A 25,915-nucleotide genomic window follows, 5' to 3' on the forward strand; every position below is an offset into this window, starting at 1 on the left:
CGGCTGCGGTGCGCCGCTGCGACGCGTCGCGATTGAGCATGCGCTGCCTTGCTTGCGCATCGTGCGAGCAAGGTTCGAAGAGTGGTCGTGAAGAGCAGTCGTGTTGATACACGCAGCTGTGCCTCAACCGCGTGTCGTTGAGCCGACACATTCAATGCGGATTGCCAGCTACGGTCGCACACCACCTGACGCACACGTGGTCGGACCTACGCGGCCTGACCATGTCGAGAGAGGCTGGTCGTCGCGCCAGTGCTCGCCCATTGTCGCGATTGATCCAAAAGCGCAATCACGCATCGTCTTCTGCAACGCGGCATCAAATGCCGTGTAAACCACACAAACCTCGCAAACCGCATGTGTCTGCGATGGCGCTGCTGCTACGCACCAATGATGCTCACAACACACGTTCGTGTGCAGTGACCGCCGCGCACCATTGCGTGTCGCACTTCGATGCCTAGAAAACGCATTTGCCACCAGCAACTGCGGTCGAACGCGCGCGTGAGTAAACCGGCATCGGCCTGCGTTTGCATGCATGAAAAACACATCTGCATACAGAGCAAAACACCGTGCACGCCACAATGGTGTCCTGTCCCGGGTGTCTCGTGCTGTCTCTTTTGCATGTCCTGCACGGAGAACACCGTGGTGCGTCAAAGTTTCAGTGATGGATAATTGTTTTATGTGTTAAATCGCGCGAAGAATGCGGCCCCCACGCACCGCTTTGCTGTTGTCGTCGCTCCGGCGCAGGCAGCACGCATCGCTTTTCCACACTTTGGGAGAGGCTGCATGATCATCAAGACATTTCAGGGCGCAGTTGCGCTTGCCCTGTCCGCCTGCGCTGCGGGCGCCATCGCCGGCCCGGTCGGGTACGGTGCCGGCACCACCGGCGGCGGCAACAAAACACCGGTCACCGTGACCACCTTCGAGGCGATGCAGGCTGCGATCGACAGTTATTCCGGCAGCGGCGGGTTGGTGCTTAACTACACCGGCAAGTTCGACTTCAGCAGCATCAAGGACGTCTGCGCGCAGTGGAAGTTGCCGGCCAAGACCGTGCAGATCAAGAACAAGAGCAACATCACCATCAAGGGGGCCAACGGCTCGTCGGCCAACTTCGGGCTTTGGGTGGTGGGCAACTCCAGCAACGTCATCATCCAGAACATGACCATCGGCCTGCTGCAGGGCGGTGAAGATGCCGACTCGATCTCGCTGGAAGGCAATTCCAGCGGCTCGCCGTCCAAGATCTGGGTCGACCACAACACCGTGTTCGCCTCCTTGACCAAGTGCTCGGGCGCCGGCGATGCGTCTTTCGATGGCGGCATCGACATGAAGAAGGGCGTCCATCACGTCACCGTGTCCTACAACCACGTCTACAACTACCAGAAGGTCGCGCTCAACGGATACAGCGACAGCGACACCAAGAATTCGGCTGCGCGCACCACCTATCACCACAACCGCTTCGAGAACGTCGAATCGCGCGTGCCGTTGCAACGGCGTGGACTGAGCCACATCTACAACAACTACTTCAACAACGTCACCACCTCGGGCATCAACGTGCGCATGGGCGGGGTGGCCAAGATCGAGTCCAACTACTTCGAGAACATCAAGAACCCGGTGACCTCGCGCGACAGCAGCGAGATCGGCTACTGGGACCTGATCAACAACTACGTCGGCAGCGGCATCACCTGGGGCACCCCGGATGGCAGCAAGCCGTACGCCAACGCCACCAACTGGATCACCACCAAGGTGTTCCCCGAACCGCTGGGCTACACCTATAGCATCACCCCGGCCGCACAGGTCAAGGCCAAGGTGATCGCCACCGCCGGTGCGGGCACCAACCTGGCCGAGTAAGCGACAATAGGGTGCGGTCACATGGATCCCCGGCCTGGCCGGGGATTCTTGTCTTTGGGTGCAGCTGGTTCGCGCCTGGCCGGTTCGCGGCCAGGCACGGCGGCCACCGGTGGTTGCACGTGGCGGTGATCCCTGGCGGTGGATGCAGGCAAGCGCCCCCAAGGTTGATCGACCTCGCTCCGGCGCCGGCGTCAAGAGGCGCGGCAGGCGCCGCGACGCGGTATCGTGTCGCGATCCCATCCATGCAAGCCCGTCCATGCCGCTTCCAACCGATCCCGTTGCTGAGCACGCTCCGTCCGCCGCGCCCACCTTGCGCCACGCGCTGAAACCGCGGCAATTGATGATGATGGGCCTGGGCACGGCGATCGGCGCCGGGCTGTTCCTGGGCTCGGGCGTGGGGATCCACGCGGCGGGGCCGGCAGTGCTGGTGTCGTACCTGATCGCCGGAGCGCTGGTGATCATCGTGATGAACGCGTTGGGCGAAATGGCCGCGTCCAAGCCGGCCAGCGGTGCGTTTTCGGTATACGCAGCCGACGCGATGGGGCCGACCGCCGGTGCGACGGTGGGCTGGTTGTGGTGGCTGCAGATCGTGGTGGTGATCGCCGCCGAAGCGGTCGGCGCGGCGGGCCTGCTCGCCTCGGTATGGCCGGCGTTGTCGGTGCCATTGCTGGCGGTGGTGTTCATGGCCACCTTCACGGCGATCAATCTGCTCGGCGTGCGCAATTTCGGCGAGTTCGAATTCTGGTTCGCCATCCTCAAGGTCGTTGCGATCGTGGTGTTCCTGCTGATCGGTGTGGCCCTGTTGGCCGGCTGGTTGCCCGGCGTGGTGTCGCCGGGGCTGTCCAACTTCACCCAGAACGGCGGATTCGCACCGAAGGGGCTGGCCGGCATCGGCTCGGCGTTGCTGGTGGTGGTGTTCGCCTTCGGCGGCACCGAAATCGTCGCAGTGGCCGCGGCGGAAACCGCCGACCCGGGCCGCAGCCTGGCACGCACGATTCGCACCGTGGCCTGGCGCATCCTGGTGTTCTACATCGGCTCGATCAGCGTGATCGTGGCAGTGGTGCCGTGGACCAGCGCGGCGCTCAGCTCGCCGTTTGCCGCCGTGCTGGAGGTGGCGCGCATTCCCGGCGCGGCCCCCGCCATCACCCTGGTCGCCGTGGTGGCCTTGCTGTCGGCGCTCAATGCCAATCTGTACGGCGCCTCGCGGATGATCTTCTCGTTAGCCCAGCGCGGCGAAGCGCCGCGGCTGCTTGGCAGGACCAGCGGCGAGCAGGTGCCGCTGGTGGCGGTGATCGCCAGCGTGCTGTTCGGGTTTGCCGCAGCCGCGCTGGAACTGCTGTACCCCAACAAGGTGTTGCCGATGCTGCTCAACATCGTCGGCGCCACCTGCCTGCTGGTGTGGACGATCTCGCTGCTGTCGCAGCTGATCCTGCGTGCACGCGCCGACCGCGCCGGCATCGCGTTGCCGTTCCGCATGCGGGGTTATCCGTTTCTGACCCTGCTGGCCCTGGCGATCCTGGCGGTGATCTTCGTGCTGCTGGCGTCTTCGGCGGACACCCGCGCGCAGTTCCTGTCGATGGTCGGTCTGACTGTCTTCATCGCCGTGGTCAGCGAAGTGGCGCGACGCGTGCGTGCGCGGACATGAGCGTATAGGTCAACGCGGCTGAGTGCGTGATCGTCCAGCAACGCAACCACGGCGGCAGTGCGCTGTTGCACACCGTCGAAGCGAGAACACGCAAGCAGTCTTGCGGTTTCCTTCTCCATTAGACAGGCGAGTGGCTGGATCTGCCGATCCCGCTCGGCTACTGTCATTCGGCCGATTCTGTTCGTTGCATCGGTTGGCTGGAAAACATCGGCGCGCCAGCGCGCGACGATGAAAATGCATCGCTTCATTCCTTGATTGTTTCAGCAATCATCGCCGGGGTTCGTGCATGCATGCCGTTTCGTCCGAGAATTCTGCTGCCTTGCCTGCCGCCCGCACACTGGAGGCGGTGCATGCGCTGGCCTATCCGGTCGACACGCATCTGGATTCGCTGTATCTGTCGCGCCTGGGTGGCTTCGACTACTGGAAGGGCGACTGGAAAGCGCAGCGGCGCTCGCTGATCCTCTGGCTGATGTCCAAGACCTCGCCAAGAGGTCGCAACCAACCGCTGATGTACCACGTCAGCGGCCCGGACTTTCTGGCCGGCGGCTACGGCGCTGCCTGCTTCAGCGCCCACGCGTTGTGGGAGAACCTCTTCGGCGCGCCGTTTCTCGACCCCTGGAACAACTGGGTGGAGCATCAGCGCTATGTCGAGGAGATGGTGGCCGCGAGCAACGGTCGGATGCGGCTGGCACGCAGCGCCGCCGAGCTGCGCGCGGTTCGGGCCGAGGGTCTTTGCTGCGCCATCCTGTCGCTGGAGGGTGCGCATATGCTCGGCCCACGCGGAGCCCGCAGCCAGGCGCTGCGGCTGGAGCGCCTGGGCATCGCTGCCAGCGCCGGCGCCGCCTATGTGACGCTCAATCATTTCAGCCATACCGACATCTCCCAGGCCGGCTATGCGCCGCTCAATCCGTGGCGCGGGATCGAGGGCGCGGGGCTGTCGGAATTCGGCCGCAAGGTCGTGGAGCGCTGCATCGATGTCGGACTGCTGCTGGATCTTTCGCATACCTCAAGCCAGGGCGTCCTCGATACCTGCGCCATCTGCGTCCGTCGCAACGTGCCGGCCTTCGCCTCGCATGCCGCCTCGCGCAGCGTCACCCGTGGCGCCGAGACGCGGCCGTCGCGTCATCTCGACCGCGGGCTCGACGACGCGGCGATCCGTGCCATCGTCCAGACCGGTGGTTGCATCAGCGTCATTCTGGCGCCGTACTTTCTGCAACATGCCTATCTGGCCGACGGCAAGCCGAACATGGATGCCGATCTCGCCTTTGTCGTCGGCTACTACGAAGCCTTTGCCCGACAGATCGCTGCCATGGGGATCGTCGAGGATCCGTGGAAGCACCTGAGTTTCGGCAGCGATTTCGATGGCGGCATTTCCAGCCTGCCGACCGGTCTGCGCAGCGGCGCGGATCTGCCCAGGCTCACGCAGGCGATGATGGATGCCGGCTGGCCCACGCAACGCATCGTCGATGTGTATAGCGGCAATTTCCTGCGGGTCTGGGAGCGGGTGCGGCCGTAGCGTTTTCCGGTGACCTGCGTGCGGATGCGGTGGGGCAGCGCGGCAAGCTTCCATCGCGTGCCGGTGTGCACCTGCGAGAGCCGGATGCATCGCAGTGACCGGCCTGCGTGCAACGCGTCTGCGTGCGAGAAATGCGCGCTGCAGTGCACCCCGGGTGTAGCATCGCCCAGAGAGCCAACAGAACTACAACGCCGCCGTCAGGCAGGCGCGGCCGGTGCTACGAATCGGCATGAGCCACGCCTGCGCTGCGGTTCCGGGCGCGCCGTCCGCACCCACCTGGCGACCGTTCGCTGCGGGTTGTGGGCCGCTGCTGGCTGCACAAGCGCGGCAATTTGCCGCAGATGCGACGCCGTGTCGCATCGGGAACAAGCACGACCGTCCTTATCATGATCCCGTAGCGCAGAGGTCGCGATCGACCGGCACTGGTGTTCGGCAATCGACCTGCAGCCTGTGCGCTGATGCTGCCCCATCTTTTTCCTGGAGGATTCTCCATGGATGCCTTGCTGTTATCGCGGATCCAGTTCGGGTTCGTCATCGCATTCCACGTGCTGTTTCCCGCGTTCACCATCGGGCTGTCCAGCCTGCTGGCATTTCTCGAGTGGCGCTGGCTGCGCACCCGGCTGCCGGTGTGGCGCGAGCTGTATTTCTTCTGGCAGAAGATCTTCGCGGTGTCGTTCGGCATGGGCGTGGTCAGCGGCATCGTGATGGCCTTCCAGTTCGGGGCCAACTGGCCGGAGCTGAGCCGGATCGCCGGCAGCGTGATCGGCCCGTTGCTGAGCTACGAAGTGCTGACCGCGTTCTTCCTCGAAGCCAGCTTCCTGGGCGTGATGATGTTCGGCTGGGGGCGTATTTCCGAGCGCCTGCATTTCCTGGCGACCTGCATGGTGGCGCTGGGCACGCTGTTTTCCACGTTCTGGATCCTGTCGTCCAACAGCTGGCTGCAGACCCCGGCCGGCTATGAGGTGGTGGACGGCATCGTGCATCCGGTGGCGTGGCTGAAGATCATCTTCAACCCCTCTTTCCCGTACCGGCTTGCGCATATGGCGCTGGGCTCGTTCATCACCACCTGCTTTGTGGTCGGTGCGGTGGGGGCGTGGTATCTGCATCGCGGCGTGCACCGCGAGGCCGGGCTGCGCATGCTCAAGCTGGCGGTGGCCTTCGCGGCGATCACCGTGCCGCTGCAGATCTTCGTTGGCGACATGCATGGCTTGAACACGCTCAAGCACCAGCCGATGAAGATCGCGGCGATGGAAGCGCACTGGCATGACGAAGGCCAGGGCAAGGGGTTTCCGCTGGTGCTGTTCGCCCTGCCCAATGCGCAGGCCGAGCGCAACGATTACGAGGTGGCGATCCCGCGCCTGGGCAGCCTGATCCTGACCCACAGTGCGGAAGGCAGCATTGCGCCGCTGACCTCGGTGCCGGCGGCCGATCGCCCGCCGGTGCTGCCGGTGTTCTTCGCCTTCCGCATCATGGTCGGGCTGGGCTCGTTGATGCTGCTGGTGGCCTGGGTCTCGGCGTTCGCCTGGTGGCGCGGCAAGTTGCTGCAGTGGCGCTGGTTGCTGGCGACCTGGCGCTGGATGTTGCCGAGCGGCTTCATCGCGCTGGTGTCGGGCTGGTTCGTCACCGAGATGGGGCGGCAGCCGTATGTGGTCTATGGCCTGTTGCGCACTGCCGATGCCGTGGGCCCGCAATCGACGCTGATGACCGCAATCTCGCTGGCGGTGTACGTGGTCGGCTATGCGTTCGTGTTCGGCTGGGGCATCTGGTACCTGGTCAAGATCGGCAAGATCGGCCCGACCCCGCATGACGCCCCGCAGCTGGACCACGGCGAACACACCCCGGCACGGCCGTTGTCGGCGGCCGACGAACCGATCGACGGAGCCGCATGATGGACATGAGCAGCGTATTGCCGGTGGCGTGGTTCGCGGTGATCGGCTTCGGGGTGCTGATGTACGTGGTGCTGGACGGCTTCGTGCTCGGCATCGGCATCCTGGCGCCGTTCCGCAAGGACGAAGCGCAGCTGGATCTGATGATGAATACCGCCGCGCCGATCTGGGACGGCAACGAGACCTGGCTGGTGTTGGGCGGGGCAGGGCTGCTGGCGGCGTTTCCCAAGGCGTATGCGGTGATCCTGTCGGCGCTGTATCTGCCGGTGCTGTTGATGGTAATGGCGCTGGTGTTCCGCGGGGTGGCGTTCGAGTTCCGCTTCAAGGCGCATCGCTCGCGGCGGCTGTGGAGCAATGCCTTCGCTGCCGGCTCGATCCTGGCCACGTTTGCGCAGGGCGTGATCCTGGGCGCGCTGGTGCAGGGCCTGCCGATCGAAGACGACCGCTACGTCGGCGGCATCTGGGGTTGGTTCAGTCCGTTCGCGATGCTGACCGGCGCGGCGCTGGTGTTCGGCTACGCGCTGCTCGGCAGCACCTGGCTGATCCTCAAGACCGAAGGTCATGTGCAGCAGCTCGCGCGGCAGTTGAGCCGGCCGCTGACCATCAGCGTGCTGATCTTCATCGGCCTGGTCAGCGCGTGGTTGCCGTCGCTGCAATCGCATGTGATGGACCGCTGGTTCAGCGGCGCGCACTACCTGTGGCTGATGCCGGTGCCGGTGCTGGTCGCCATCGTCGGGTTCGCGCTCTGGCGGTGCACCGAAGCGGGGCGGCCGGATACGCCGCCGTTCCTGCTGGCGATGGGCCTGTTCGTGCTCGGCTTCCTCGGCCTGGTGCTGGGCATGTGGCCGTATCTGGTGCCGCCGGTCTACACCATCTGGCAGGCCGCCGCGCCGCCGTCGTCGCAGCTGTTCGCACTGATCGGCCTGGTGGTGCTGCTGCCGCTGATCCTGGGCTACACGGTGTGGTCGTACCGCGTGTTCCGCGGCAAGATCACCGCCGATACCGGCTATCACCACTGAGCGGGCGCAGACCGCATCGGCGCGGTGCGCCGCCTGCTCAGCGCAGGCGTTGCCTGAACATCCACTCCCACATCGCCGGGTCTGCGTAGGTCGCGTCCCAGGCGTTGTGGTTGCCGTCCGGATATTCGCTGTAGCGCACGTTGGCGCCGATGCCCTTGGCGGCGCGGTACAGCGCACGGTCGTCGTGCGGTGGCACCGAGTCGTCCTTGGCGCCATGGAACATCCAGATCGGCACGTGTTTGAGCTGGGTGACCGCAGCGGTGTACGGGTCGGCTTCCTTGGCCACCAGGCTGACGTAGAGCGTGCGACGCTCATCGCGTGGCGCCTTGAGCGCACCGCAGATCGGCACGATCGCGGCAAAGCGCTGCGGCTGCATCAGGCCGATTTCCCAGGCGCCATAGCCGCCCATCGAGATGCCGGTGAGATAGGTGCGCTGCGGGTCGGCACCGAATTCGGCACTGGCCGCATCCAGCGCGGCGATCGCCATGCGTGCATTGATGCCCAGCCACTCCTCGTCATCGGGCACCTGCGGCAGCACCACCAGCGCCGGGAACTCGGCGGTGTGTTCGCTCAGGTAAGGCCCGACGCCCACTTCGGCCTGATCGCGCCCGTTGTCGCCGCGTTCGCCCGAGCCATGCAGGAACAGCACGATGGGGCGTGGTTGCGGCGCCTTGGAGGTCGGCACAAACACCTGATAGCGGTAGAGCCGTCCTTCCAGCTGCAGCGTGCGGGTGACGAAATGGCCGCGGCGCCCGTCGTGGTGGCGCTCAGCCATGCTGGAACAGCCGGCCAGCAGCAGCGCAAGAATCGCAAGAACAAGACAACGACGGATCACGCACACCCCCAGACCGATGACATACCCGCAGTATCGCCGCATGCAGCTGTGCTGGCATGTCGCATTGCGGCGATTTCTGTCGAATATTCATCTGATTGTCGCTGCGGTGTGCTCGGTGCAACGTTGATCGTCATGACCCGACACGGCGACTACGGCAGCAGGATCAGCGTCGCCAGGCCGAGGAAGCTCAGGAACCCCATCACGTCGGTCAGCGTGGTCAGGATCACGCCGCCGGCCAATGCCGGATCGAAGCCCAGGCGTTTCAGCGTCACCGGGACCAGCACCCCGCCGAATGCGGCGGTGAGCATATTCAAGGTCAGCGCGGTGCCGATCACCAGCGACAGCATCGGCTGCTGGAACCAGGCCAGCACGATCAGGCCCAGGCCCACGCCCAGCACCAGGCCGTTGATCAGCGCGACGGTGAGCTCCTTCTTGAGCAGGGTCATCACGTTGGAAGAGCCGATCTGGCCCAGCGCCAGGCCGCGCACCATCAGGGCCAGCACCTGGGTGCCGGCGTTGCCGCCCATGCCGGCGACGATCGGCATCAACGCCGCCAGCGCCACCAGCTTCTCGATCGTGCCTTCGAAGCGGCTGACCACGCTGGACGCGAGGAACGCGGTGCACAGGTTGATGCCCAGCCAGATCAGGCGGCGGCGGAAGGCGCGCCGCGCCGGGCTGAACATGTCCTCGTCCTCGTCCAGACCGGCCGCGCTCATGGCCTGGTGTTCGGCCTGTTCGCGGATGATGTCGACCACGTCGTCGATGGTGATGCGGCCGAGCAGGATATTGTTGTCGTCCACCACCGGCGCGGAGATCCAGTCGTGGTCCGAGAAGCGCCGTGCGACCTCGTCGGAGCCATCGCCGACATCGATCGCCGGTTGTTCGTCGTCGATCAGGCGATTGACCGGCGTGCTGTCCTCGTGGGTGACCAGCGCGGCCAGCGACACCCGGCCCAGGTATTGATGGCGCCGGCTCACCACGTACAGGTGATCGGTGTGGTCGGGCAGCTCGCCGCGCAGGCGCAGATAGCGCAGCACCACATCGACATTGACGTCGGCACGCACCGTCACCACGTCCGGATTCATCAGGCGGCCGGCAGTGTCCTCCGGGTACGACAGCACCTGTTCGAGCCGCTCGCGGTTCTCGCGGTCCATCGACTTGAGCACTTCGTCGATGACGGTGTCGGGCAGGTCTTCGACCAGATTGGCCAGATCGTCGATGTCGAGGTCTTCGACCGCGGCGACGATCTCGTCGGTGTCCATGTCGGCCAGCAGGCTTTCGCGCACTTCATCGCCGACATGCAGCAGCACCTCGCCGTCGTCTTCCGGGTCGACCAGCCCCCACACCACTTCGCGCTTGCCGGGCGGCAGCGACTCCAGCAGGTTGCCGATCTCCGCCGGCGCCAGCGTATTGACCAGCCGGCGTACCGGGCCCAGGCGTCCGCTATCGAGCGCATCGGACAGCAGTCGCAGCTGGCGCGCGGTCTTGTCGTGGCGGACGGCTTCGGCCATGCGCGGCTCCCTGGAAGAGTGGACACGTCCCGATGGAAGACGCGCTGCTGAGTCAGCACGGCATTATCGCTTGCGCACGGTGACGAAACATACAGTGCCGCTCGCAACGCGTTAGAACATCGCCTGCGCGATGACGCGATCGCTCAGCGCGCCAGGCCCTGCGCGACGGTAGTCAGCCACTTCTCGATGCCTTTGCGGTCGCGCGCGCGCAGCAGCTTGTCGCCCTGCACGCGCAACTCGCCCAGGTGGATGTCGCGCACCGCACGGCGCACTTCCAGCAGCGTGGCCGGATGCAGGCTGAACTCGGTGAGCCCCAGCGCCAGCAACATCGGCACGAAGCGCGGGTCGCCCGCGATCTCGCCGCACACCGCCACCGGCTTGGCGTACGCGCGCCCGGTGGCGATCACCTGCGCGATCAGGCGCAGCACCGCCGGATGCAACGGCGAATACAGCTCGCCCAATGCCTCGTTGTTGCGATCCACCGCCAGCAGGTACTGCACCAGATCGTTGGTACCGATCGACAGGAAATCGATGTCGTCGATAAAGCAGTCCAGCGCCAGGGCCGCAGCCGGCACTTCGATCATCGCGCCCAGCGGGATGTGCTCGGCGATCTCGTGGCCTTGTTCGCGCAATTGCGCGGCCAGCTTTTTGATCTGCCGGCGCAGCGACTGGACCTCCTCGCGGCCGCTGACCATCGGCACCAGGATGCGCACCGGTCCGTAGCCGGAGGCGCGCAGGATCGCGCGCAACTGCGCCTGCGCCACCGCAGGGCGGGCCAGCGACAACCGCACCCCGCGCAAGCCCAGCGCCGGGTTGTCCTCATCGCTCAAGGTCAGGCCGGTGCGGTCGGCCTTGTCCGCGCCCAGATCCAGGGTGCGGATGGTGACCGGTCGCCCGCTCATGCCCAGCACGGTGTCGCGATAGGTGTGGAACTGTTCTTCTTCGTCCGGCAACTCGCTGCGCTGCAGGAACAGGAATTCGGTGCGATACAGGCCAAGGCCGCTGGCGCCGAGCGCGTGCGCCCTGGCCACGTCCTCCAGCGATTCGGCATTGGCCAGCAGCGTGATATCGACGTTGTCGCGCGTGCGCGTGGGTTTGGAGCGCAGCCGTCCGAGTTCGCGCTGTTCCTTGGCCAGCGCGCGCAGGCGCTCGCGGTAGTCGCGCAGATGCTCGGGCTTGGGATCGACGATCACCTGGCCGGAGCCGGCATCGACGATCAACACGTCGCCATCGTCGATCCGCTGGACCGCATCGCTCACCCCCACCACCAGCGGCAGGTGCAGGCTGCGCGCCAGGATCGCGCTGTGCGACAGCGCGCTGCCGGCGGTGGTGACGATGCCGACCACCCCTTGCGCCTGCAGCTGCGCCAGCTCCGACGGCGCCACGTTGTCGCAGACCAGGATCTCGCCGGCCACGCCCTTGAGGTCGGGCGCGCGCTTGTGCAAGAACGCATGGATGCGGCCGATGACGTGATCCAGGTCGTCCATGCGGCTCTTGAGGTAGGCGTCCTCCATGCCGTCGAACACCGCCGCCAACCGGTCGCGCTGCACGCGCAAGGCGTAGTCGGCGCTGTAGCGGTGGGTGCGGATCAACTCGTCCAGGCCTTGCAGCAGCTCCGGGTCGTCGAGCAACAGCGCATGCAGTTCGAGGAACTCGCCGACTTCGCGCGCAAGCGCGCCATGCAGGCGGTCGCGCAGCTGCTGCATCTCGGTGCGTGCTGCCTCGATCGCCACGTGCAGACGCTGCAGCTGGGTTTCCACCTGGCTGGCGGGCACGCGTTGCTCGGCCACTTCCAGCGTGTGGCTCTGGCGCACGCGCGCGCGTCCGAGTGCGTTGCCGCGCGAGGCGGCATGTCCACGCAAACGCAGGCTCATGTGCGGCCCTGGCGCGGACGCGCCCTGTCGGTCAGCCCCGCACCGACGCGGCGCATGCTCAGCTGTCCTCGTCGAAACGACGCTCGAACAGGTCCACCAGCGCCTGCAGCGCTTGCGCTTCGTCCTCGCCATCCAGCCGCACCACCACGCTGGTGCCCTGGCCGGCGGCCAGCAGCATCACGCCCATGATGCTCTTGGCATTCACCTCGCGGCCCTTGGCCGCCAGGGTGGCATTGCTGCGATAGGACGACAGCGTCTGCACCAGCTTGGCGGTTGCCCGCGCATGCAGTCCGAGTCGGTTGGAAACTATGAGTTCGCGTTCAAGCATCGTCGATGATCGCTCCGTTGCGGGTGCCTGCCGCCGCGGTGGCGGGCAGCTCCTGCAATCCTTGTTCGGGGTAGTTCATCACCCGCAGCAGCATCGGCAGGCTGAGCGCGGACACCCGGCGAACCGGCGTGCCGAGCTTTGCCAACCGGCTGGCGAGATTGCTGGGGCTGGCGCCGTACAGGTCGGTCATGACCAGCACGCCGTCGCCGCTGTCGACCCGTCGCATCGCCGACGAGGCCTGGGGCAGCAAGGCGTCCAGGTCTGCATCGAGCGGCACATCGAACGCTTCGGTCTTCAGCGGCAACTGCCGCAACAGCCCCGTCGCCACGTTCAACAACGCCGCGCCGATGCCGGGATGAGTAATGAGGAGAATGCCACAGGCCATGCCGAAACGTTAACAGGTCGGTGTGACCGCGCGATAGCGTTTGCCGACACCGATGTGTTGCGAAATGAATAGCCGTTTAGGACCGCTGCAGCGTGTCGCATGCAGCGCATGCAGCAAGCGCGCCGCTGACCACATGGCAATGATCGCGACGCCCGCAGTCTGCCGATGCGAACCGCATCACAAGCGAACGCTGCAGCGCGCACTTGCCAGGCAGTCCCCGATCAGAACGCGCAGACGAATGCACCGATCAAAAGTTTTTCCCGCAGACCCAATGTCTGCCAGCCGAACAATCTGCGCCCGCAGCAAAACTAAGGAAGCAATAGTGACAAGGACGGCCTGCAGCTCCAAATGAGCCACCAAGATCAAAGCCTCGACAGCAAGCGCGGGGCAGGGACCCGATGCCGAGGCCAACCCGCAAGGCCAAGCTTCAAAGCACGCTGTCATCGACCGTTCGCACATTCCAAGCCGCATGACACCGCTTTGACGATTCCCGATTCCCGATTCCCCAATCCCAGCCCTTCAGTCCTGCTCGCGATGAAACGTCGCCACCTCCGGCCAGCCCTGCTCGCGCGCATGCCGCGCCATGCGTTCGGCCAGATACACCGAGCGGTGCTTGCCGCCGGTGCAGCCGAAGGCGATGGTCACGTAGCTGCGGGTGTCGTTGCGCAGTCGTGGCAGCCAGGTGTCGAGCAGGTCCACGATCTGCGCGCTGTAGCGCACCACGTCCGGTTCCTTGTCCAGATACTCGCGTACGCCGGCATCGCGGCCGGTCAGCGGGCGCAGTTCCGGGTCCCAGTGCGGATTGGGCAGGACGCGCGCATCGAACACGAAGTCGGCCTCGGCCGGCACGCCGCGTTTGTAGGCGAACGATTCGAACAGCAGCGACAGCCGGTCGCTGCTGCCGAGCGCGAACTCGGTGACCACGCGGCGACGCAGCTGGTGCACGTTGAGCGCGCTGGTGTCGATGATGGCATCGGCCTGCGTGCGCAGCGGTTCGGTCAACTGTCGCTCGCGGGTGATCGCTTCCGGCAAGGCCAGGCCGAGATGGCTAAGCGGGTGGCGGCGGCGGGTATCGGCGTAGCGCTTGATCAGCGCCTCGTCGCCGGCCTCGAAAAACAGCAGCCGCGCCTCGATGCCGTATTCCTGCGCGGCCTGGCGCCATTGCGCCAGCTGGGTCAGGTCGCTGCGGCTGCGTACATCGATGCCCACCGCCAGGCGCTGGTCGCCGAGCGGATTGCCGCGCAGGCGGCTGCGCACGAAATCCGGCAGCAGCTCCACCGGCAGGTTGTCCGAACAGTAGTAGTCCAGATCCTCGAAGGTCTTCAACGCGACCGATTTGCCCGAGCCGGACAGCCCGCTCACGATCATCAACGTGGAGGGCGCGGTACTCATGGCGTGCGTCGCTCCAGCAGGTTGCTGTGGCGGGCGATGAACATCGCCGCCGGGTCGATGCCCTTGGTGCGCAGGATATGCAGGCGCGTGGCCGCTTCGGTCAGCACCGCCAGATTGCGCCCGGGCATCACCGGCAGGGTGATCAGCGGCACGTCCAGATCCAGCACGTGCCGGCTGCCGGAATCGCCGGTCAGGCGTTCGTAGCCGGACGGGGTGGGCTCGGTCATCGGGCGGGTCAGGTGCACGATCAGGCGCAGGTACTTGTTCTTCTTCACCGCGGTGTCGCCGAACATGTCGCGCACGTTCAATACGCCCAGGCCGCGCACTTCCAGCAGGTCCTGCAGCAGTTCCGGGCAGGTGCCGTCGAGTACGTCGGGGGCGATCTGGGTGAACTCGGGCGCGTCGTCGGCCACCAGCCGGTGACCGCGGCTGAGCAGCTCCAGCGCCAGCTCGCTCTTGCCCGAGCCGGCCTCGCCGGTGATCAGCACGCCGATCGAATAGATCTCCATGAACACGCCATGCAGCGTGACCCGCGGCGCCAGCGTGCGCGCCAGGTGGTAGGAGAGGTGATTGAGCAACTCGTGGCCGCGCTTGGGCGAGATCCACAGCGGCGTGTTGGATTCGTCGGCGGCCGCGCGCAGGTCTTCCGGGCAGGACTGGTTCTTGCTGATCGCCAGCGCCAGCGGCTGCACCTGGATGATCTTCTCGATGGTTTCCCAGCGTTGCCGCGCATCCAGCGAGTCCAGCCAGGCCAGCTCTTCGGTGCCCAGGATCTGCACCTTGTTGGGATAGATCACATTGAGATAGCCGGCCAGCGACGGGCGGCGTGCGTTGTTGCTGCCGGCCTCGATCTCGCGGTGCTCGCCTTTCTGGCCCGCCACCCAGCGCAGCGCCAGCTTGTCGCGTTGCTGGTCGAACAGTTCGCGTGCGGTGATGCTGGTATTCATGCGGCGCTGGCCTGTGCTGGCGGTGCGTCGGTGAGCAGCGCCATCAAGGCGTCGGCATTGGGGGCGGCGCGCAACTGCTGACGGAAGTCCGCGTCGGAAAACCGCTCGGCCAGTTCCGACAGCAGCATCAGATGCTGGTGGGTGTAGTGCGCAGGCACCGCCATCGCAAAGATCAGGTCCACCGGCTCGTCGCCACCGAAGGCCACCGGGGTGTCCAAGCGCAGCAATGCGCCACGCGGTTCGGTGAGGTTGGGGCAGCGCCCGTGCGGGATGGCAATGCCGTGGCCGATGGCGGTACTGCCCAGGGCCTCGCGTTCGCACAGGTTGGCGTAGAGCTCGTCGGCACCGGCCTGGCGGCAGGACAGCAGGTCGGCGGCGGCATGCAGGACGGTGTCGCGATCGGCGGCCGGCGACACCACGGTGCGCACGGCCGCCATCAGATCGGTTAAAGGCATGAGGGCATCAAGCGGGAAGCGTCATGCGGGATTGTCGCGCACCTCGCGTGCATGGTGGTTACATTTCTTTTCCTTGTGCTTGAGCACCAGGCGGTCGAGCTTGTCGACCAGCAGGTCGATAGCCGCATACATGCTGGAGCCGCTGGCATCTGCGTGCAGGGTGCGACCGGGGAGGTTGACGGTGGCGACCACGTGATGGTCTGGCTTGCGAACGGCCAGCTGGGTTCGGACTTCACAGTGCTGGTCGAAATGGCGCTGCAATCGCTGCAGCTTGCTTGCCACGTACTCCCGCAGCGCGGGGGTCACTTCAAGCTGGTGGCCATACGTCTCGATACGCATCGGATACCTCCATTGGTCGGTGGGCCAATGAACCTTTCCGGTGCTCCGACTTACCCGGCGCAGGCCGGCGTTGCGGTGGGTGCAACGTCACGCGATACGGACGCGTTCGTGGGAGGCGGAAATGTTCATGGCCTCACGATACTTCGCAACGGTGCGCCGCGCCACTGGTACGCCGGAAGTTTTCAGCAGATCGGCCAACTTGGCGTCGGACAGCGGTTTGCGCGGGTTTTCCGCCTCGATCAGGCGCCGGATCATGGCCTGGATGGCGGTGCTGGAAGCCTCGCCGCCGCTGTCGGTGTCGATGCCGGAGGCGAAGAACGAGCGCAGCGCGATGGTGCCGCGCGGGGTGCGCACGTATTTGCGCGCGATCGCGCGGGAAATGGTGGATTCGTGCAGGCCGAGCTCGCCGGCGATCTCGCGCAGGGTCAGCGGCCGCAATGCCTGCGCGCCGAATTCCAGGAACCCGGCCTGGTGCTGCAGCAGGCAGCGCACCACCCGCAGCAGGGTCTCGCCGCGCGCCTCCAGGCTCTTGAGCAGCCAGCGCGCCTCCTGCAGCTGGCCGCGCAGGTAGCCGGCGTCGGACTCGCCGCAACTGCGGATCAGGTTCTCGTAACCGCGGTGGATGGTGACCTTGGGCTGCGCGCGGCCGGCCAGCGAGGCCCGCCACACGCCGCGCTGGCGCCAGATCACGCAGTCCGGCACCACGTAGGTGTCCTGCGACAGGTCGCCGATCTGCTTGCCCGGGCGCGGGTCCAGCGAGCGCACCAGCTGGACCGCCTGCTCGACATCGGCGGTGGAGCGCTTGAGTTCGTGCGCCAGGCCGGCCACGCCGCTGCGCGGCAGGCGCTCCAGCGGGCCGGCGACGATCTGCAGCGCCAGCTCGCGCCCCGGAGTGGCCGGGTCGAGTACCGCCAGCTGCAGTGCCAGGCATTCGCCCAGCGTGCGCGCACCCACGCCGACCGGGTCGAAGCGCTGGATCTGGTGCAGCACGGTCAGGACTTCGGCCTCGTCCACCGCCGCACCGAGCGCCAGCGTTTCCAGAATCGCCGACAGCGGCTCGCGCAGGTAGCCGTCCTCATCCAGTGCATCGATCAGCAGCGCGCCGATCTGGCGGTCGCGCGGCGACAGCGGCGACAGGTGCAGCTGCCACAACAGATGGTCGGCCAGGGTTTCGGATTCGGCCACGCGCTCGGCGGCATCGCCGGATTCGTCGTCGTCGAAGCTGCCGCCGCTGCCCGAGCCGGTCCACTGCAGTTCGTCCTGCGACCAGTCGTCATCGCGCTCGGCCGGTGCCGGTTCCTCACGCGGGGTGTCGTCGGTGGAGGCGGCCGACGACGCGTCCACCGGCAGCTCGCTGGCCGCATGCGCGGCTTCGTCGGCCCATTCCAGCAGCGGATTGGTCTCCACCGCTTCGGCGATTTCCAGTTCCAGCTCGGTGGTGGACATCTGCAATAGCTTGATCGCCTGACGCAACTGCGGCGTCATGACCAACTGCTGTCCTAGCGATGTCTGGAGCCGGGCTTTCATGCGGGCACTGACTGGAAGAATCGATGGCGCGGCGACGCGCTCAAAGGCGGAAAGTTTCCCCCAGATACACGCGACGGACGTCGGGATTGGCTAGCAGCGCATCTGGTGCCCCCTGCGCCAGCACGCCCCCCTCGGCGAGAATATACGCGCGGTCGCAGATTCCCAAGGTTTCGCGCACGTTGTGATCGGTGATCAGCACGCCGATGCCGCGTTCCTTGAGGTGGATGATGATGCGCTGGATCTCGCCGACCGAAATCGGATCGACACCGGCAAAGGGTTCGTCGAGCAGCATCATGCGCGGCTTGGCCGCCAGCGCCCGCGCAATCTCGCAGCGCCGCCGCTCGCCGCCGGACAGGCTGGCGCCGAGCTGGTCGGCCACATGGGTGATCTGCAGCTCTTCCAGCAGGGAGACCAGTTCCTTCTCGCGGCCGGCGCCATCCAGCTCTTCACGCAGCTCCAGCACCAGGCGGATGTTGTCGGCCACGGTGAGCTTGCGGAAGATCGACGGCTCCTGCGGCAGATAGCCGACACCGAGCTTGGCGCGGGCGTACATCGGTTCGGCGGTGAGGTCGCGGCCGTCCAGCTCGATACGCCCGGCATCGGCCTCGACCAGGCCGACGATCATGTAGAAGCAGGTGGTCTTGCCGGCACCGTTGGGGCCGAGCAGGCCGACCACCTCACCGGCCTCGAGCGTGAGGCCGAATTCCTTGACCACTTCGCGTTGCTTGTACTTCTTGCGCAGACCGGTGGCGACCAGCATTACTTCTTCCCCTTCGGCTTGGCCGCGGGCTTGGCGGCCGGCGTCGCCGCAGGCGCTGCTGCCGCCGGCGCTGCGGTCTTGGGCTGGATGATCGTGCGCACGCGGCTGCCGTCGCCGCCGCTCTGCATATTGCCGGTCTTGGTGTTGTAGACCATGCGCTGACCGGCGTTGGTGCCCTTGGGCGAGTCGACCTTGTAATTGCCGGTCAGCACGATGACTTCGTTGGCGACCTGGTACTCGATGTTGTCGGCCTGGCCGTTCATCATCGCGCCGTCGTCCATCTGCTGCTTCAGCGTGGCCTGCTTGCCGGTCAGCACGACACGGTCGGTCTGGCCGTTCTTCTGGAAGATGTCGGCGGTGTCGGCGTGGATTTCCAGCGTGCCCTGGGTGATCACCACATTGCCGCTGAAGCGGCACTTGCCGCTGTCGTCGAGCATGTTGCAATCGTTGGCATTGGAGTCGATCGCCATCGGCTGATTGCGGTCGCTGGTCTTTGCCATCGCAAGGGCGGGCAGCAGCAGCGCGGCAAACGCCAGTTTAGCGGGCAGCATTCGGTTCATAGCGGGTCTTGACCTGGGAAAGGAGCTTGTACTGGCGTGATTTGAGATCGGCCTCGAAGCCGACCCCGCTCTGCATGATACCCGGCCGGCTCATGCTCACCGGGGCCGCGGTCTTGGCGAGGTTCTGCTTCGGGAACACGTCCAGGCTCTGGGTGCGGAACGTGGTCGGCGGGGTCGCGCCGCCGGTGGGGCTGTCGCCCTCGACATCGCCGCGCAGGCGCAGCTCGTCGCCCGTGGGGCTGATCCAGCCGGTCTTGGAGCGCAGCGTCCACGGTTGATTGGTGTTGTCCGGCAGCAGGAACACCGGGGTGGTGACTTCGGAAGTGCGATCGGCGCGGTTGCGATGCATCTCCGGCGCGCGCAGCGTCATCGATTCCTTGCCGGTTTCCTTGTCCAGCGCAATCAGTTCGAAGTCGCGCAGCACGTAGTCGGCGCGCGCATCGTCCGTCACTGCGGCGACCGGCCGCGCGCGCTGCTGCCACGCCGACCAGCCGGAAATCACCGCGGCGGCGAACAGCGCCACGCCCAGGGTGGTGCGCCAGTTCCAGCTCATGCGGAGAACCTTTCGATGATGCCCTCGACCTGGCCCTGCGCGGCCAGCACCACATCGCAGACCTCGCGCGCGGCGCCTTCGCCGCCACGTGCCCGGGTATGCCACTGCACGCGCTCGGCGATCCACGGGTGCGCGTTGGCCGGTGCCACCGGCAGGCCGACCGCCAGCAGGGCCGGCAGGTCCGGCAGGTCGTCGCCCATGAACAACACCTGGTCCAGCGACAGGCCGTGCTCCTGGCACAGGGCCAGCACTGCCAGGCGCTTGTTCTTGACCCCGATCTGCACGTGCAGGCCCAGATCCTGGCCGCGCTTTTCCGCCGACAGGCTGGCGCGCGCAGTGATCAGCGCGACATGGATGCCGGCATGGTCGAGCTGCTTGAGCCCCTGACCGTCGAGCACATTGAACGACTTGCTCTCGTTACCGGCATGGTCGTAATAAAGACGGCCGTCGGTCAGGGTGCCGTCGACGTCGAAACAGGCCAGGCGGATACGCGCGGCGCGGTCGGTGATGTCGGCGGGCAGGTGTTGCAGAGGGGAATAGGGCATCGGCACGAATCGGTGAGAACGGGGTTCCAACGGTAGAAAACTGAACCTGTTAAACCACTTTGGCGCGCAACAGGTCGTGAATGTTCAATGCGCCCACCGCGCGCTGCTGCGCGTCGACCACGATCAAACCGTTGATCTTGTAATCCTCCATCAGCCGTGCGGCTTCGGCGGCCAGCTGGTCGGCGCCGATGGTGCGTGGGTTGCGCGTCATCACCTGGGCAATGCCGGCGCTGCGCACGTCGATGTCGCTGTCCAGCGCACGGCGCAGGTCGCCGTCGGTGAACAGGCCGATCAGGCGCCCGTCCGCGTCCACCACGGCAGTCATGCCCAGCCGCTTGCGGCTCATTTCCATCAGCGCCTCGCTCAGGCTGGCGTCCTCGCGCACGCGCGGCAGGTCATCGCCGCTGTGCATCACGTCGGTGATGTGCAGCAGCAGGCGCCGGCCCAGGCTGCCGGCCGGGTGCGAGCGCGCAAAATCGTCGGCGGTGAAGCCGCGCGCGTCCAGCAGCGCCACGGCCAGCGCGTCGCCCATCGCCAGCGAGGCGGTGGTGCTGGAGGTGGGCGCCAGATGCAGCGGGCAGGCTTCGGCCGACACGCTCACGTCCAGGTGCACGTCGGCGGCCTGCGCCAGCGAGGAGTTCGGGCGCCCGGTCATGGCGATGATCGGGTTGCCCTGGCGCTTGAGCACCGGCAGCAGCATGCGCACCTCGTCCGATTCGCCGGAGTAGGACAGCGCCAGCACGATGTCGGCCTCGGTGATCATGCCCAGGTCGCCGTGCCCGGCTTCGCCCGGATGCACGAAGAACGCCGGCGTGCCGGTGGAGGCCAGGGTGGCGGCGATCTTGCGCGCGATATGCCCGGACTTGCCCATGCCGGTGGCTACCACGCGCCCGCGCGAGGCCAGTACCAGCCGGCAGGCCGCGGCGAAGTCGCTGCCGATCCGCGCGCCCACGCTGGCCAGCGCCTCGCGCTCGATCTCCAGCACGCGCTGGCCGCTGGCGACCAGGCTGGCGTCGCTGACGGTGGCGGAGGGCAGGTGCGAGACGGCCATGCGGGACTCGGGTGAAGAGTAGAATGTGCGCTCATTTTATGAGGAAACGCCCTTTGGACGCCGAAACCATCCGTAAACTCATCGAATCCGGCTTGCCCGAAGCCCGCGTCGACGTGCACGGCGACGACGGCGTGCACTTCGAGGCGACCGTGATCAGCCCCGCATTTGCCGGCAAGGCCCCGTTGGCGCGTCATCGCATGGTCTACGCGACCCTGGGCGAACTGATGGGCGGCGCGATCCACGCGCTGCAGCTCAAGACGCTGACGCCCGACGAAGGCTGAGCGTCAGCCGGGTCCTGGCTGGTCGGGCTGCGCCTGCGCCCCGACTGCCAGCGGCCCGGCCGGCTCCTGGCCACCCTTCTCATTCCCCCGACATCCCTTTTCGGATTCCCCAAGCTCCCATGGCAAAAATCGTAGTGACCGGCGGCCAAGCGCTGCACGGTGAGGTCAATATTTCCGGCGCCAAGAACGCGGTGCTGCCGATCCTGTGCGCGACCCTGCTGGCCGATGCGCCGGTGGAGATCAGCAACGTGCCGCATCTGCACGATGTGATCACCACGGTGAAACTGCTCAGCGAACTGGGCGCCGAGGTCACCATCGACGAAGGCACGCTGGCTAAGGGCCGCTCGATCCTGGTCGACCCGCGCTCGGTCACCCACCAGGTCGCGCCCTATGAACTGGTCAAGACCATGCGCGCTTCGATCCTGGTGCTCGGCCCGCTGCTGGCGCGCTACGGCACCGCCGAGGTGTCGCTGCCCGGCGGCTGCGCGATCGGCTCACGCCCGGTCGATCAGCACATCAAGGGCCTGCAGGCGCTGGGTGCGGAGATCAGCGTGGAGAACGGCTACATCAAGGCCACCAGCAACGGGCGCCTGAAGGGCGGCCGCTACGTGTTCGACATGGTCAGCGTCACCGGTACCGAGAACGTGCTGATGGCCGCCGTGCTGGCCGAAGGCACCACCGTGCTGGAAAACGCGGCGATGGAGCCGGAAGTCACCGACCTGGCCGACTGCCTGATCGCACTCGGTGCGCAGATCGAAGGTGCCGGTACGCCGCGCATCGTGGTGCAGGGCGTGGAGCGCCTGGGCGGCGGACACCATGCGGTGCTGCCGGATCGCATCGAGACCGGCACCTTCCTGGTCGCCGCGGCGATGACCGGCGGCAGCGTCAGCGTGCGCCGCGCCCGTCCGGACACCCTGGACGCGGTGCTGGACAAGCTCACCGAAGCCGGTGCCAGCATCACCACCACTGCCGACAGCATCACACTGGACATGCACGGCAAGCGCCCGCGTGCGGTCAACCTGACCACTGCGCCGTATCCGGCGTTCCCCACCGACATGCAGGCGCAATTCATGGCGCTCAACTGCGTGGCCGACGGGGTGGGCGTGATCAACGAAACCATCTTCGAAAACCGCTTCATGCACGTCAACGAACTGCTGCGCCTGGGTGCGGACATCCAGGTCGAAGGCCATACCGCGATCGTGCGCGGCACCGAGCGCCTCAGCGGCGCGCCGGTGATGGCGACCGACCTGCGCGCGTCGGCATCGTTGATCCTGGCCGGCCTAGTGGCCGACGGCGACACCACCATCGATCGCATCTACCACCTGGACCGTGGCTACGAAAACATCGAGGAGAAGCTGGGGGCGCTGGGCGCGACCATCCGGCGCATCGCATGATCCTGCGCGGGCGCTTCACCACCCGGCGCAAGATCCTGCTCGGCGTGATCGTGCTGATCCTGGCGTGGCTGGCCTATGCCTGGTCGGTGGGCATGGCGATCACCCAGGGCGTCGAGTTCAAGGACATGGACTGGAACAACGACGGCACCGCCAGCCGCGACGAGATCGCGCAGTCGTTCTATGCAGTGGCGGTCAAGAAGACTGTCGAAGGCAAGCGCCATTGCGACCTGTTCTACTGGCGCAGCACCGGCGAGCAGATCCGCGTGGACTGCCGCACGGTGTTCTCCAGCGGCGACGACAAGGCGGCGGCCAAGCCCTGAGAGTCGAGCGTTTCTGCGTGCTGCGCAGCGTCCGCCGCACGCCGATCGGAAGGAGGAAGCCCGGCTCGCAGCCGGGCTCTTCATCGCTGTGGGAGGCAGGATGCCGGGAGAGCAAGTCCCATGCCCTGGTAGGAGCGTGCCCGCGCGCGACGGGGCGTTACCGATAACGCCCCCGTCGCGCGCGGGCACGCTCCTACCAGGCGTGCCTGGCGCTTAGCGCAGGCCCTTGATGGTCAGATCCAGCGCGTCCTGGCCTTTTTCCTTCTGCAGCAGGCGTGCCGGCACCGGCAGGTCCTTGACCACCCAGGCGATCAGTTCCTTGTCGCCGTCCACGCGCGACACCTTGGTCGCCTGTTCCTGCTTGCCGTTGACGGTGATGGTTTCCTTGCCGACCACCTTGTAGCTCATCGGCTTGATGCGGCCTTCGTCGACCATGCGGTAGTTCAGCGGCTTGCCGGCGGCCAGGTCGCGGGTAATGGCCAGGTTGATCAGCAGCGCATCCATGTCGCCGGGCTGCAACTTCACCGGGCCACGACGGTCCGGCTTGATGTCGCCGCCCCAGGTCGCCTGGCTGGTTTTCCAGTCGTAGTTGGCGGTGACGTTGCGGCGCTTGACCATCATCGACGAGGTGTCGTTGCTGCTGACCGGACGCAGTTGGCCGTTGCTCTCTTCGAACACCGTGCTCTGGGTCAGGTTGGCCAGCTGGTTCTGGATGGTGAGCGTATAGCGCCACTGATTGGCGCCGGCGGCGGCCAGGGTCATGGTGCCATTGGCCTGCATGCCCATGTAGTTGGCCGAATAATCGGCCTGGAACGGCTGCATGGCGAACGCGGGCAGGCTGGCCACGGCCAGTGCAGCAGCGGCGATCAGCGAACAGGTGCGGGAAACAGTGTGCATGGGTCAGGCTCCTTGGTATTCGACCAGGCGTAGATCGACCTGATCCTCACCTTTGTCACGTTGCAGGATGCGCACCGGCGTGGGAACGCCGTTGGCGATCCAGAGGATGGTTTCGTTGTCGCCGCTGTTGACGCGGTACACGCGCAACGCGTCGTAGCTCAGGTCGCCGACCTGTACCACTTCGGTGGCATCGGCGACCTTGTAGTCGTACTTGCGCACCCGGCCGACATCGACGTAGCGATAGCTCAGGCTGCGTCCGGGTTGCGCGTCGCGCATCAGCGACAGGTTCAGCGACAGCGCGCTCTGGTCGCCGCGCTGTAACGGAATCGCCTGCTGGCGCTCCTTCTTCAGATCGCCATCCCACTGGGCACTGGCAGTCTGCCAGTTGTAGACGCCGGTGACCTTCTTGCCGAAGAACATCGCCTTGCGCACCGTGCTCTGGCTCAACGGTACATAGGTGTCGCCATCGACGCGGAACACCGTGCTCTGCTCCAGGTTCAACCCCAGGATGCTGGCAAAGCCCTTGCGGCCGCGCACCGACATGTCGATACGCCACTGGCTGCCTTCGCCGTTGCTGACCTGCATGGTGGCATCGCCGGCTTCCTTGCCGCGGTAGAACGCCTGGTAGGTGGCCACGAAGGGTTGCAGCGGCGGCGGCGTCCAGGTGCTGGCAGGCAGGGCCGCTGCAGAGGCCGGCGCCGCTGGTGGCACCGCAGCTGGAGCAGGGGCCGCTGGCGCAGGCACGGCAGCCGCCTGTTGCGCACGGCCGGCACCGGCCGGGGCGAGCAGGGCAGTGGTCAACAGCGCGGTCGCGATCGGGAGGAGTTTCATGCGCTGGGAGGGAGGCACGGGGCCGCCAGGATGTCCGAGACAGGATGAGGAGGGCGTATCCGCATTCAGGCGAAGGCGGTGTCAGCGGACTCTAGTCGCAGTGGCGTAAACAGGCACTGACCGTCGATATGGACGCCATCGCCACGCACCTCCACGCGCCCACTGGCGAGCAGGTCCAGCGTGGCCAGCAGCAGCGGGTGTTCGCGCGCCAGCACGCGCGCGGCCAGCTGCTCGGCGCTGTCGCCGGGCAGCACCGGCACGTGCGCCTGCGCGATCACCGTGCCGGCATCCAGCTCCGGCACCACCAGGTGCACGCTGGCGCCATGTTCGGTATCGCCGGCTTCCAGTGCGCGGGCATGGGTATGCAGGCCGCGGTATTTGGGTAGCAGCGAGGGGTGGATGTTGAGCATGCGCCCGGCAAAGCGACGCACCAGCGGCTCGCCGAGGATGCGCATGTAGCCGGCGCAGATCACCCAGTCCGGCTGCGCGGCGGCGATTGCATCGCCCAGCGCAGCGTCGAAGGCCGCACGGTCGGCAAAGTCGCGCGGGCTGGCGCTCCAGCGCAATGCCTCATCGACCTTGTGCAGTGCCGGCGCCTGCGGGCGGTCGGAAAACACGCCGACGACCGCGGCCGGCAGCCGGCCGCTGCCGATGGCATCGAGGATGGCCTGCAGGTTGCTGCCACGGCCGGAGGCCAGGACGGCCAGACGCAGGCTCATGGGGCTGGATTCGCTGAAGTCATGGGGCAGGGCGCGTCACGCGGCGGTGGCGGTCGGCGCGAACAAGGCCTTGACCTGCGGGCGCAGCAGCACCACCAGCGTAAACACGCCGACGACGGTACCGAACGGCATGAAGGAGCAGGAAATGCCGGCCACGATCAGGCACAGCAGATGCCGTCTGCGCTGGGCAATGCAGCGGCCCGCGTAGGCCATGAACGCCGCCAGCGTCAGGCCGCAGCCAATGAACACAGCCGCGAACACCACGAAGAACCAGCCGAACAATCGCGGATCCATCGATGGTGCGTCCGCACTGGCATGTGTCATGGGCAGGTGCCCGGTGATGATTGCAATGCCCATGAACAGATGGATCAACGGGAAAAGCGAAAACAGCGCAGTGATCGCGGCCAGCACATAGTGAAAGACCGACAGCAGTTTCAGGTGCTGGAGATCGTCAGCGCTGGCCGATGCCGGCAGTGCGCGTGGGGAAGCGTCCATGCAGCTCT

General features: G+C 66.3%; 27 protein-coding genes and 1 other RNA gene. 9 read left to right on the top strand and 19 right to left on the bottom strand.

Annotated elements, in window-relative coordinates; genetic code table 11:
• Positions 1-780: 780 nt before the first annotated feature.
• The 6 genes from ABQ137_RS12185 (at position 781) to cydB (ending at position 7,908) form a co-directional block, all read left to right on the top strand.
• Entirely contained in the window at positions 781-1,842 is a 1,062-nt protein-coding gene (locus ABQ137_RS12185; RefSeq protein ID WP_046343682.1) for a pectate lyase family protein, read from the top strand.
• A 256-nt stretch (positions 1,843-2,098) separates the two neighbouring features.
• Positions 2,099-3,487, top strand: a complete 1,389-nt coding sequence (locus tag ABQ137_RS12190; RefSeq protein WP_349782648.1) for an amino acid permease — start codon at positions 2,099-2,101, stop codon at positions 3,485-3,487.
• Between the two features lie 286 nt (positions 3,488-3,773).
• The gene (locus tag ABQ137_RS12195; RefSeq protein WP_184518356.1) at positions 3,774-5,003 is read left to right on the top strand and encodes a dipeptidase; all 1,230 of its coding nucleotides are present in this window, start codon (positions 3,774-3,776) and stop codon (positions 5,001-5,003) included.
• A 229-nt stretch (positions 5,004-5,232) separates the two neighbouring features.
• Positions 5,233-5,309, top strand: a non-coding RNA gene (locus tag ABQ137_RS12200) — sX9 sRNA.
• A 185-nt stretch (positions 5,310-5,494) separates the two neighbouring features.
• On the top strand, positions 5,495-6,892 hold the full coding sequence (locus ABQ137_RS12205; protein ID WP_016904205.1) for a cytochrome ubiquinol oxidase subunit I: 1,398 nt from the start codon (positions 5,495-5,497) through the stop codon (positions 6,890-6,892).
• Positions 6,892-7,908: a cytochrome d ubiquinol oxidase subunit II gene (gene cydB / locus ABQ137_RS12210; RefSeq protein ID WP_039519768.1), complete on the top strand. Its 1,017-nt coding sequence runs from the start codon at positions 6,892-6,894 to the stop codon at positions 7,906-7,908. The genes ABQ137_RS12205 and cydB overlap by 1 nt, the downstream gene beginning before the upstream one ends.
• Before the next feature lie 37 nt (positions 7,909-7,945).
• Here the strand turns inward: cydB and ABQ137_RS12215 are convergent, their stop codons facing one another.
• The 15 genes from ABQ137_RS12215 to ABQ137_RS12285 form a co-directional block, all read right to left on the bottom strand.
• Entirely contained in the window at positions 7,946-8,785 is an 840-nt protein-coding gene (locus ABQ137_RS12215) for a carboxylesterase family protein (RefSeq protein WP_160954518.1), read from the bottom strand.
• Positions 8,786-8,892: 107 nt separating this feature from the next.
• A complete protein-coding gene (gene mgtE, locus ABQ137_RS12220) occupies positions 8,893-10,254 on the bottom strand; it encodes a magnesium transporter (RefSeq protein ID WP_016904202.1) in 1,362 nt (453 codons plus the stop codon).
• Between the two features lie 143 nt (positions 10,255-10,397).
• Positions 10,398-12,128, bottom strand: coding sequence for a phosphoenolpyruvate--protein phosphotransferase (gene ptsP, locus ABQ137_RS12225; protein WP_184518359.1), 1,731 nt, complete (start codon positions 12,126-12,128; stop codon positions 10,398-10,400).
• Between the two features lie 58 nt (positions 12,129-12,186).
• A complete protein-coding gene (locus ABQ137_RS12230; RefSeq protein WP_016904613.1) occupies positions 12,187-12,456 on the bottom strand; it encodes an HPr family phosphocarrier protein in 270 nt (89 codons plus the stop codon).
• Complete coding sequence (locus tag ABQ137_RS12235) at positions 12,449-12,841, bottom strand: PTS sugar transporter subunit IIA (protein WP_016904612.1); 393 nt, start codon at positions 12,839-12,841, stop codon at positions 12,449-12,451. The genes ABQ137_RS12230 and ABQ137_RS12235 overlap by 8 nt, the downstream gene beginning before the upstream one ends.
• A gap of 519 nt (positions 12,842-13,360) precedes the next feature.
• Positions 13,361-14,233 (bottom strand): RNase adapter RapZ, encoded by an 873-nt coding sequence (gene rapZ, locus ABQ137_RS12240; RefSeq protein ID WP_024938736.1) that lies wholly within the window; start codon positions 14,231-14,233, stop codon positions 13,361-13,363.
• The gene (hprK, locus tag ABQ137_RS12245; RefSeq protein ID WP_016904610.1) at positions 14,230-15,180 is read right to left on the bottom strand and encodes an HPr(Ser) kinase/phosphatase; all 951 of its coding nucleotides are present in this window, start codon (positions 15,178-15,180) and stop codon (positions 14,230-14,232) included. The genes rapZ and hprK overlap by 4 nt, the downstream gene beginning before the upstream one ends.
• Positions 15,177-15,635 carry a PTS sugar transporter subunit IIA gene (locus ABQ137_RS12250; RefSeq protein WP_026064839.1) on the bottom strand — a complete coding sequence of 153 codons (459 nt, stop codon included), beginning with the start codon at positions 15,633-15,635 and terminating at the stop codon, positions 15,177-15,179. Before ABQ137_RS12250 ends, hprK begins: the two co-directional genes overlap by 4 nt.
• A 21-nt stretch (positions 15,636-15,656) precedes the next feature.
• Positions 15,657-15,974: a ribosome hibernation-promoting factor, HPF/YfiA family gene (gene hpf, locus ABQ137_RS12255; RefSeq protein ID WP_016904608.1), complete on the bottom strand. Its 318-nt coding sequence runs from the start codon at positions 15,972-15,974 to the stop codon at positions 15,657-15,659.
• A gap of 87 nt (positions 15,975-16,061) precedes the next feature.
• On the bottom strand, positions 16,062-17,501 hold the full coding sequence (locus ABQ137_RS12260) for an RNA polymerase factor sigma-54 (protein WP_104590144.1): 1,440 nt from the start codon (positions 17,499-17,501) through the stop codon (positions 16,062-16,064).
• A gap of 40 nt (positions 17,502-17,541) precedes the next feature.
• Positions 17,542-18,261, bottom strand: a complete 720-nt coding sequence (gene lptB, locus ABQ137_RS12265) for an LPS export ABC transporter ATP-binding protein (protein WP_016904606.1) — start codon at positions 18,259-18,261, stop codon at positions 17,542-17,544.
• Positions 18,261-18,821, bottom strand: coding sequence for a lipopolysaccharide transport periplasmic protein LptA (gene lptA, locus ABQ137_RS12270; RefSeq protein ID WP_349782652.1), 561 nt, complete (start codon positions 18,819-18,821; stop codon positions 18,261-18,263). Before lptA ends, lptB begins: the two co-directional genes overlap by 1 nt.
• Entirely contained in the window at positions 18,799-19,374 is a 576-nt protein-coding gene (lptC, locus tag ABQ137_RS12275) for an LPS export ABC transporter periplasmic protein LptC (RefSeq protein WP_349782654.1), read from the bottom strand. The genes lptA and lptC overlap by 23 nt, the downstream gene beginning before the upstream one ends.
• Positions 19,371-19,919 (bottom strand): KdsC family phosphatase, encoded by a 549-nt coding sequence (locus ABQ137_RS12280; protein WP_024938741.1) that lies wholly within the window; start codon positions 19,917-19,919, stop codon positions 19,371-19,373. The genes lptC and ABQ137_RS12280 overlap by 4 nt, the downstream gene beginning before the upstream one ends.
• Before the next feature lie 49 nt (positions 19,920-19,968).
• Positions 19,969-20,970 carry a KpsF/GutQ family sugar-phosphate isomerase gene (locus tag ABQ137_RS12285; protein ID WP_024938742.1) on the bottom strand — a complete coding sequence of 334 codons (1,002 nt, stop codon included), beginning with the start codon at positions 20,968-20,970 and terminating at the stop codon, positions 19,969-19,971.
• A 53-nt stretch (positions 20,971-21,023) separates the two neighbouring features.
• Between ABQ137_RS12285 and ABQ137_RS12290 the strand changes: the two genes are divergently transcribed.
• The 3 genes from ABQ137_RS12290 (at position 21,024) to ABQ137_RS12300 (ending at position 22,965) form a co-directional block, all read left to right on the top strand.
• Positions 21,024-21,251 carry a BolA family protein gene (locus tag ABQ137_RS12290; RefSeq protein WP_016905061.1) on the top strand — a complete coding sequence of 76 codons (228 nt, stop codon included), beginning with the start codon at positions 21,024-21,026 and terminating at the stop codon, positions 21,249-21,251.
• 119 nt (positions 21,252-21,370) lie between these two features.
• On the top strand, positions 21,371-22,645 hold the full coding sequence (gene murA, locus ABQ137_RS12295) for a UDP-N-acetylglucosamine 1-carboxyvinyltransferase (protein WP_039515184.1): 1,275 nt from the start codon (positions 21,371-21,373) through the stop codon (positions 22,643-22,645).
• The gene (locus tag ABQ137_RS12300) at positions 22,642-22,965 is read left to right on the top strand and encodes a hypothetical protein (protein ID WP_046343664.1); all 324 of its coding nucleotides are present in this window, start codon (positions 22,642-22,644) and stop codon (positions 22,963-22,965) included. The genes murA and ABQ137_RS12300 overlap by 4 nt, the downstream gene beginning before the upstream one ends.
• Positions 22,966-23,178: 213 nt before the next feature.
• On the opposite strand, the gene ABQ137_RS12305 is transcribed toward ABQ137_RS12300, so the two are convergent.
• The 4 genes from ABQ137_RS12305 to ABQ137_RS12320 all read right to left on the bottom strand — a co-directional run bounded on the left by ABQ137_RS12305 (position 23,179) and on the right by ABQ137_RS12320 (position 25,907).
• Positions 23,179-23,862 (bottom strand): DUF3108 domain-containing protein, encoded by a 684-nt coding sequence (locus ABQ137_RS12305; RefSeq protein ID WP_016904621.1) that lies wholly within the window; start codon positions 23,860-23,862, stop codon positions 23,179-23,181.
• A gap of 3 nt (positions 23,863-23,865) precedes the next feature.
• Complete coding sequence (locus ABQ137_RS12310) at positions 23,866-24,693, bottom strand: DUF3108 domain-containing protein (RefSeq protein WP_184550925.1); 828 nt, start codon at positions 24,691-24,693, stop codon at positions 23,866-23,868.
• A gap of 65 nt (positions 24,694-24,758) precedes the next feature.
• Positions 24,759-25,412: a phosphoribosylglycinamide formyltransferase gene (gene purN, locus ABQ137_RS12315; RefSeq protein WP_349782657.1), complete on the bottom strand. Its 654-nt coding sequence runs from the start codon at positions 25,410-25,412 to the stop codon at positions 24,759-24,761.
• Between the two features lie 36 nt (positions 25,413-25,448).
• A complete protein-coding gene (locus tag ABQ137_RS12320; protein ID WP_024938747.1) occupies positions 25,449-25,907 on the bottom strand; it encodes a hypothetical protein in 459 nt (152 codons plus the stop codon).
• Positions 25,908-25,915: the final 8 nt, after the last annotated feature.

The sequence above is a fragment of the Xanthomonas sp. WHRI 8393 genome, assembly GCF_040203315.1.
In the GTDB taxonomy this organism is placed as follows: Bacteria; Pseudomonadota; Gammaproteobacteria; order Xanthomonadales; family Xanthomonadaceae; genus Xanthomonas; species Xanthomonas arboricola.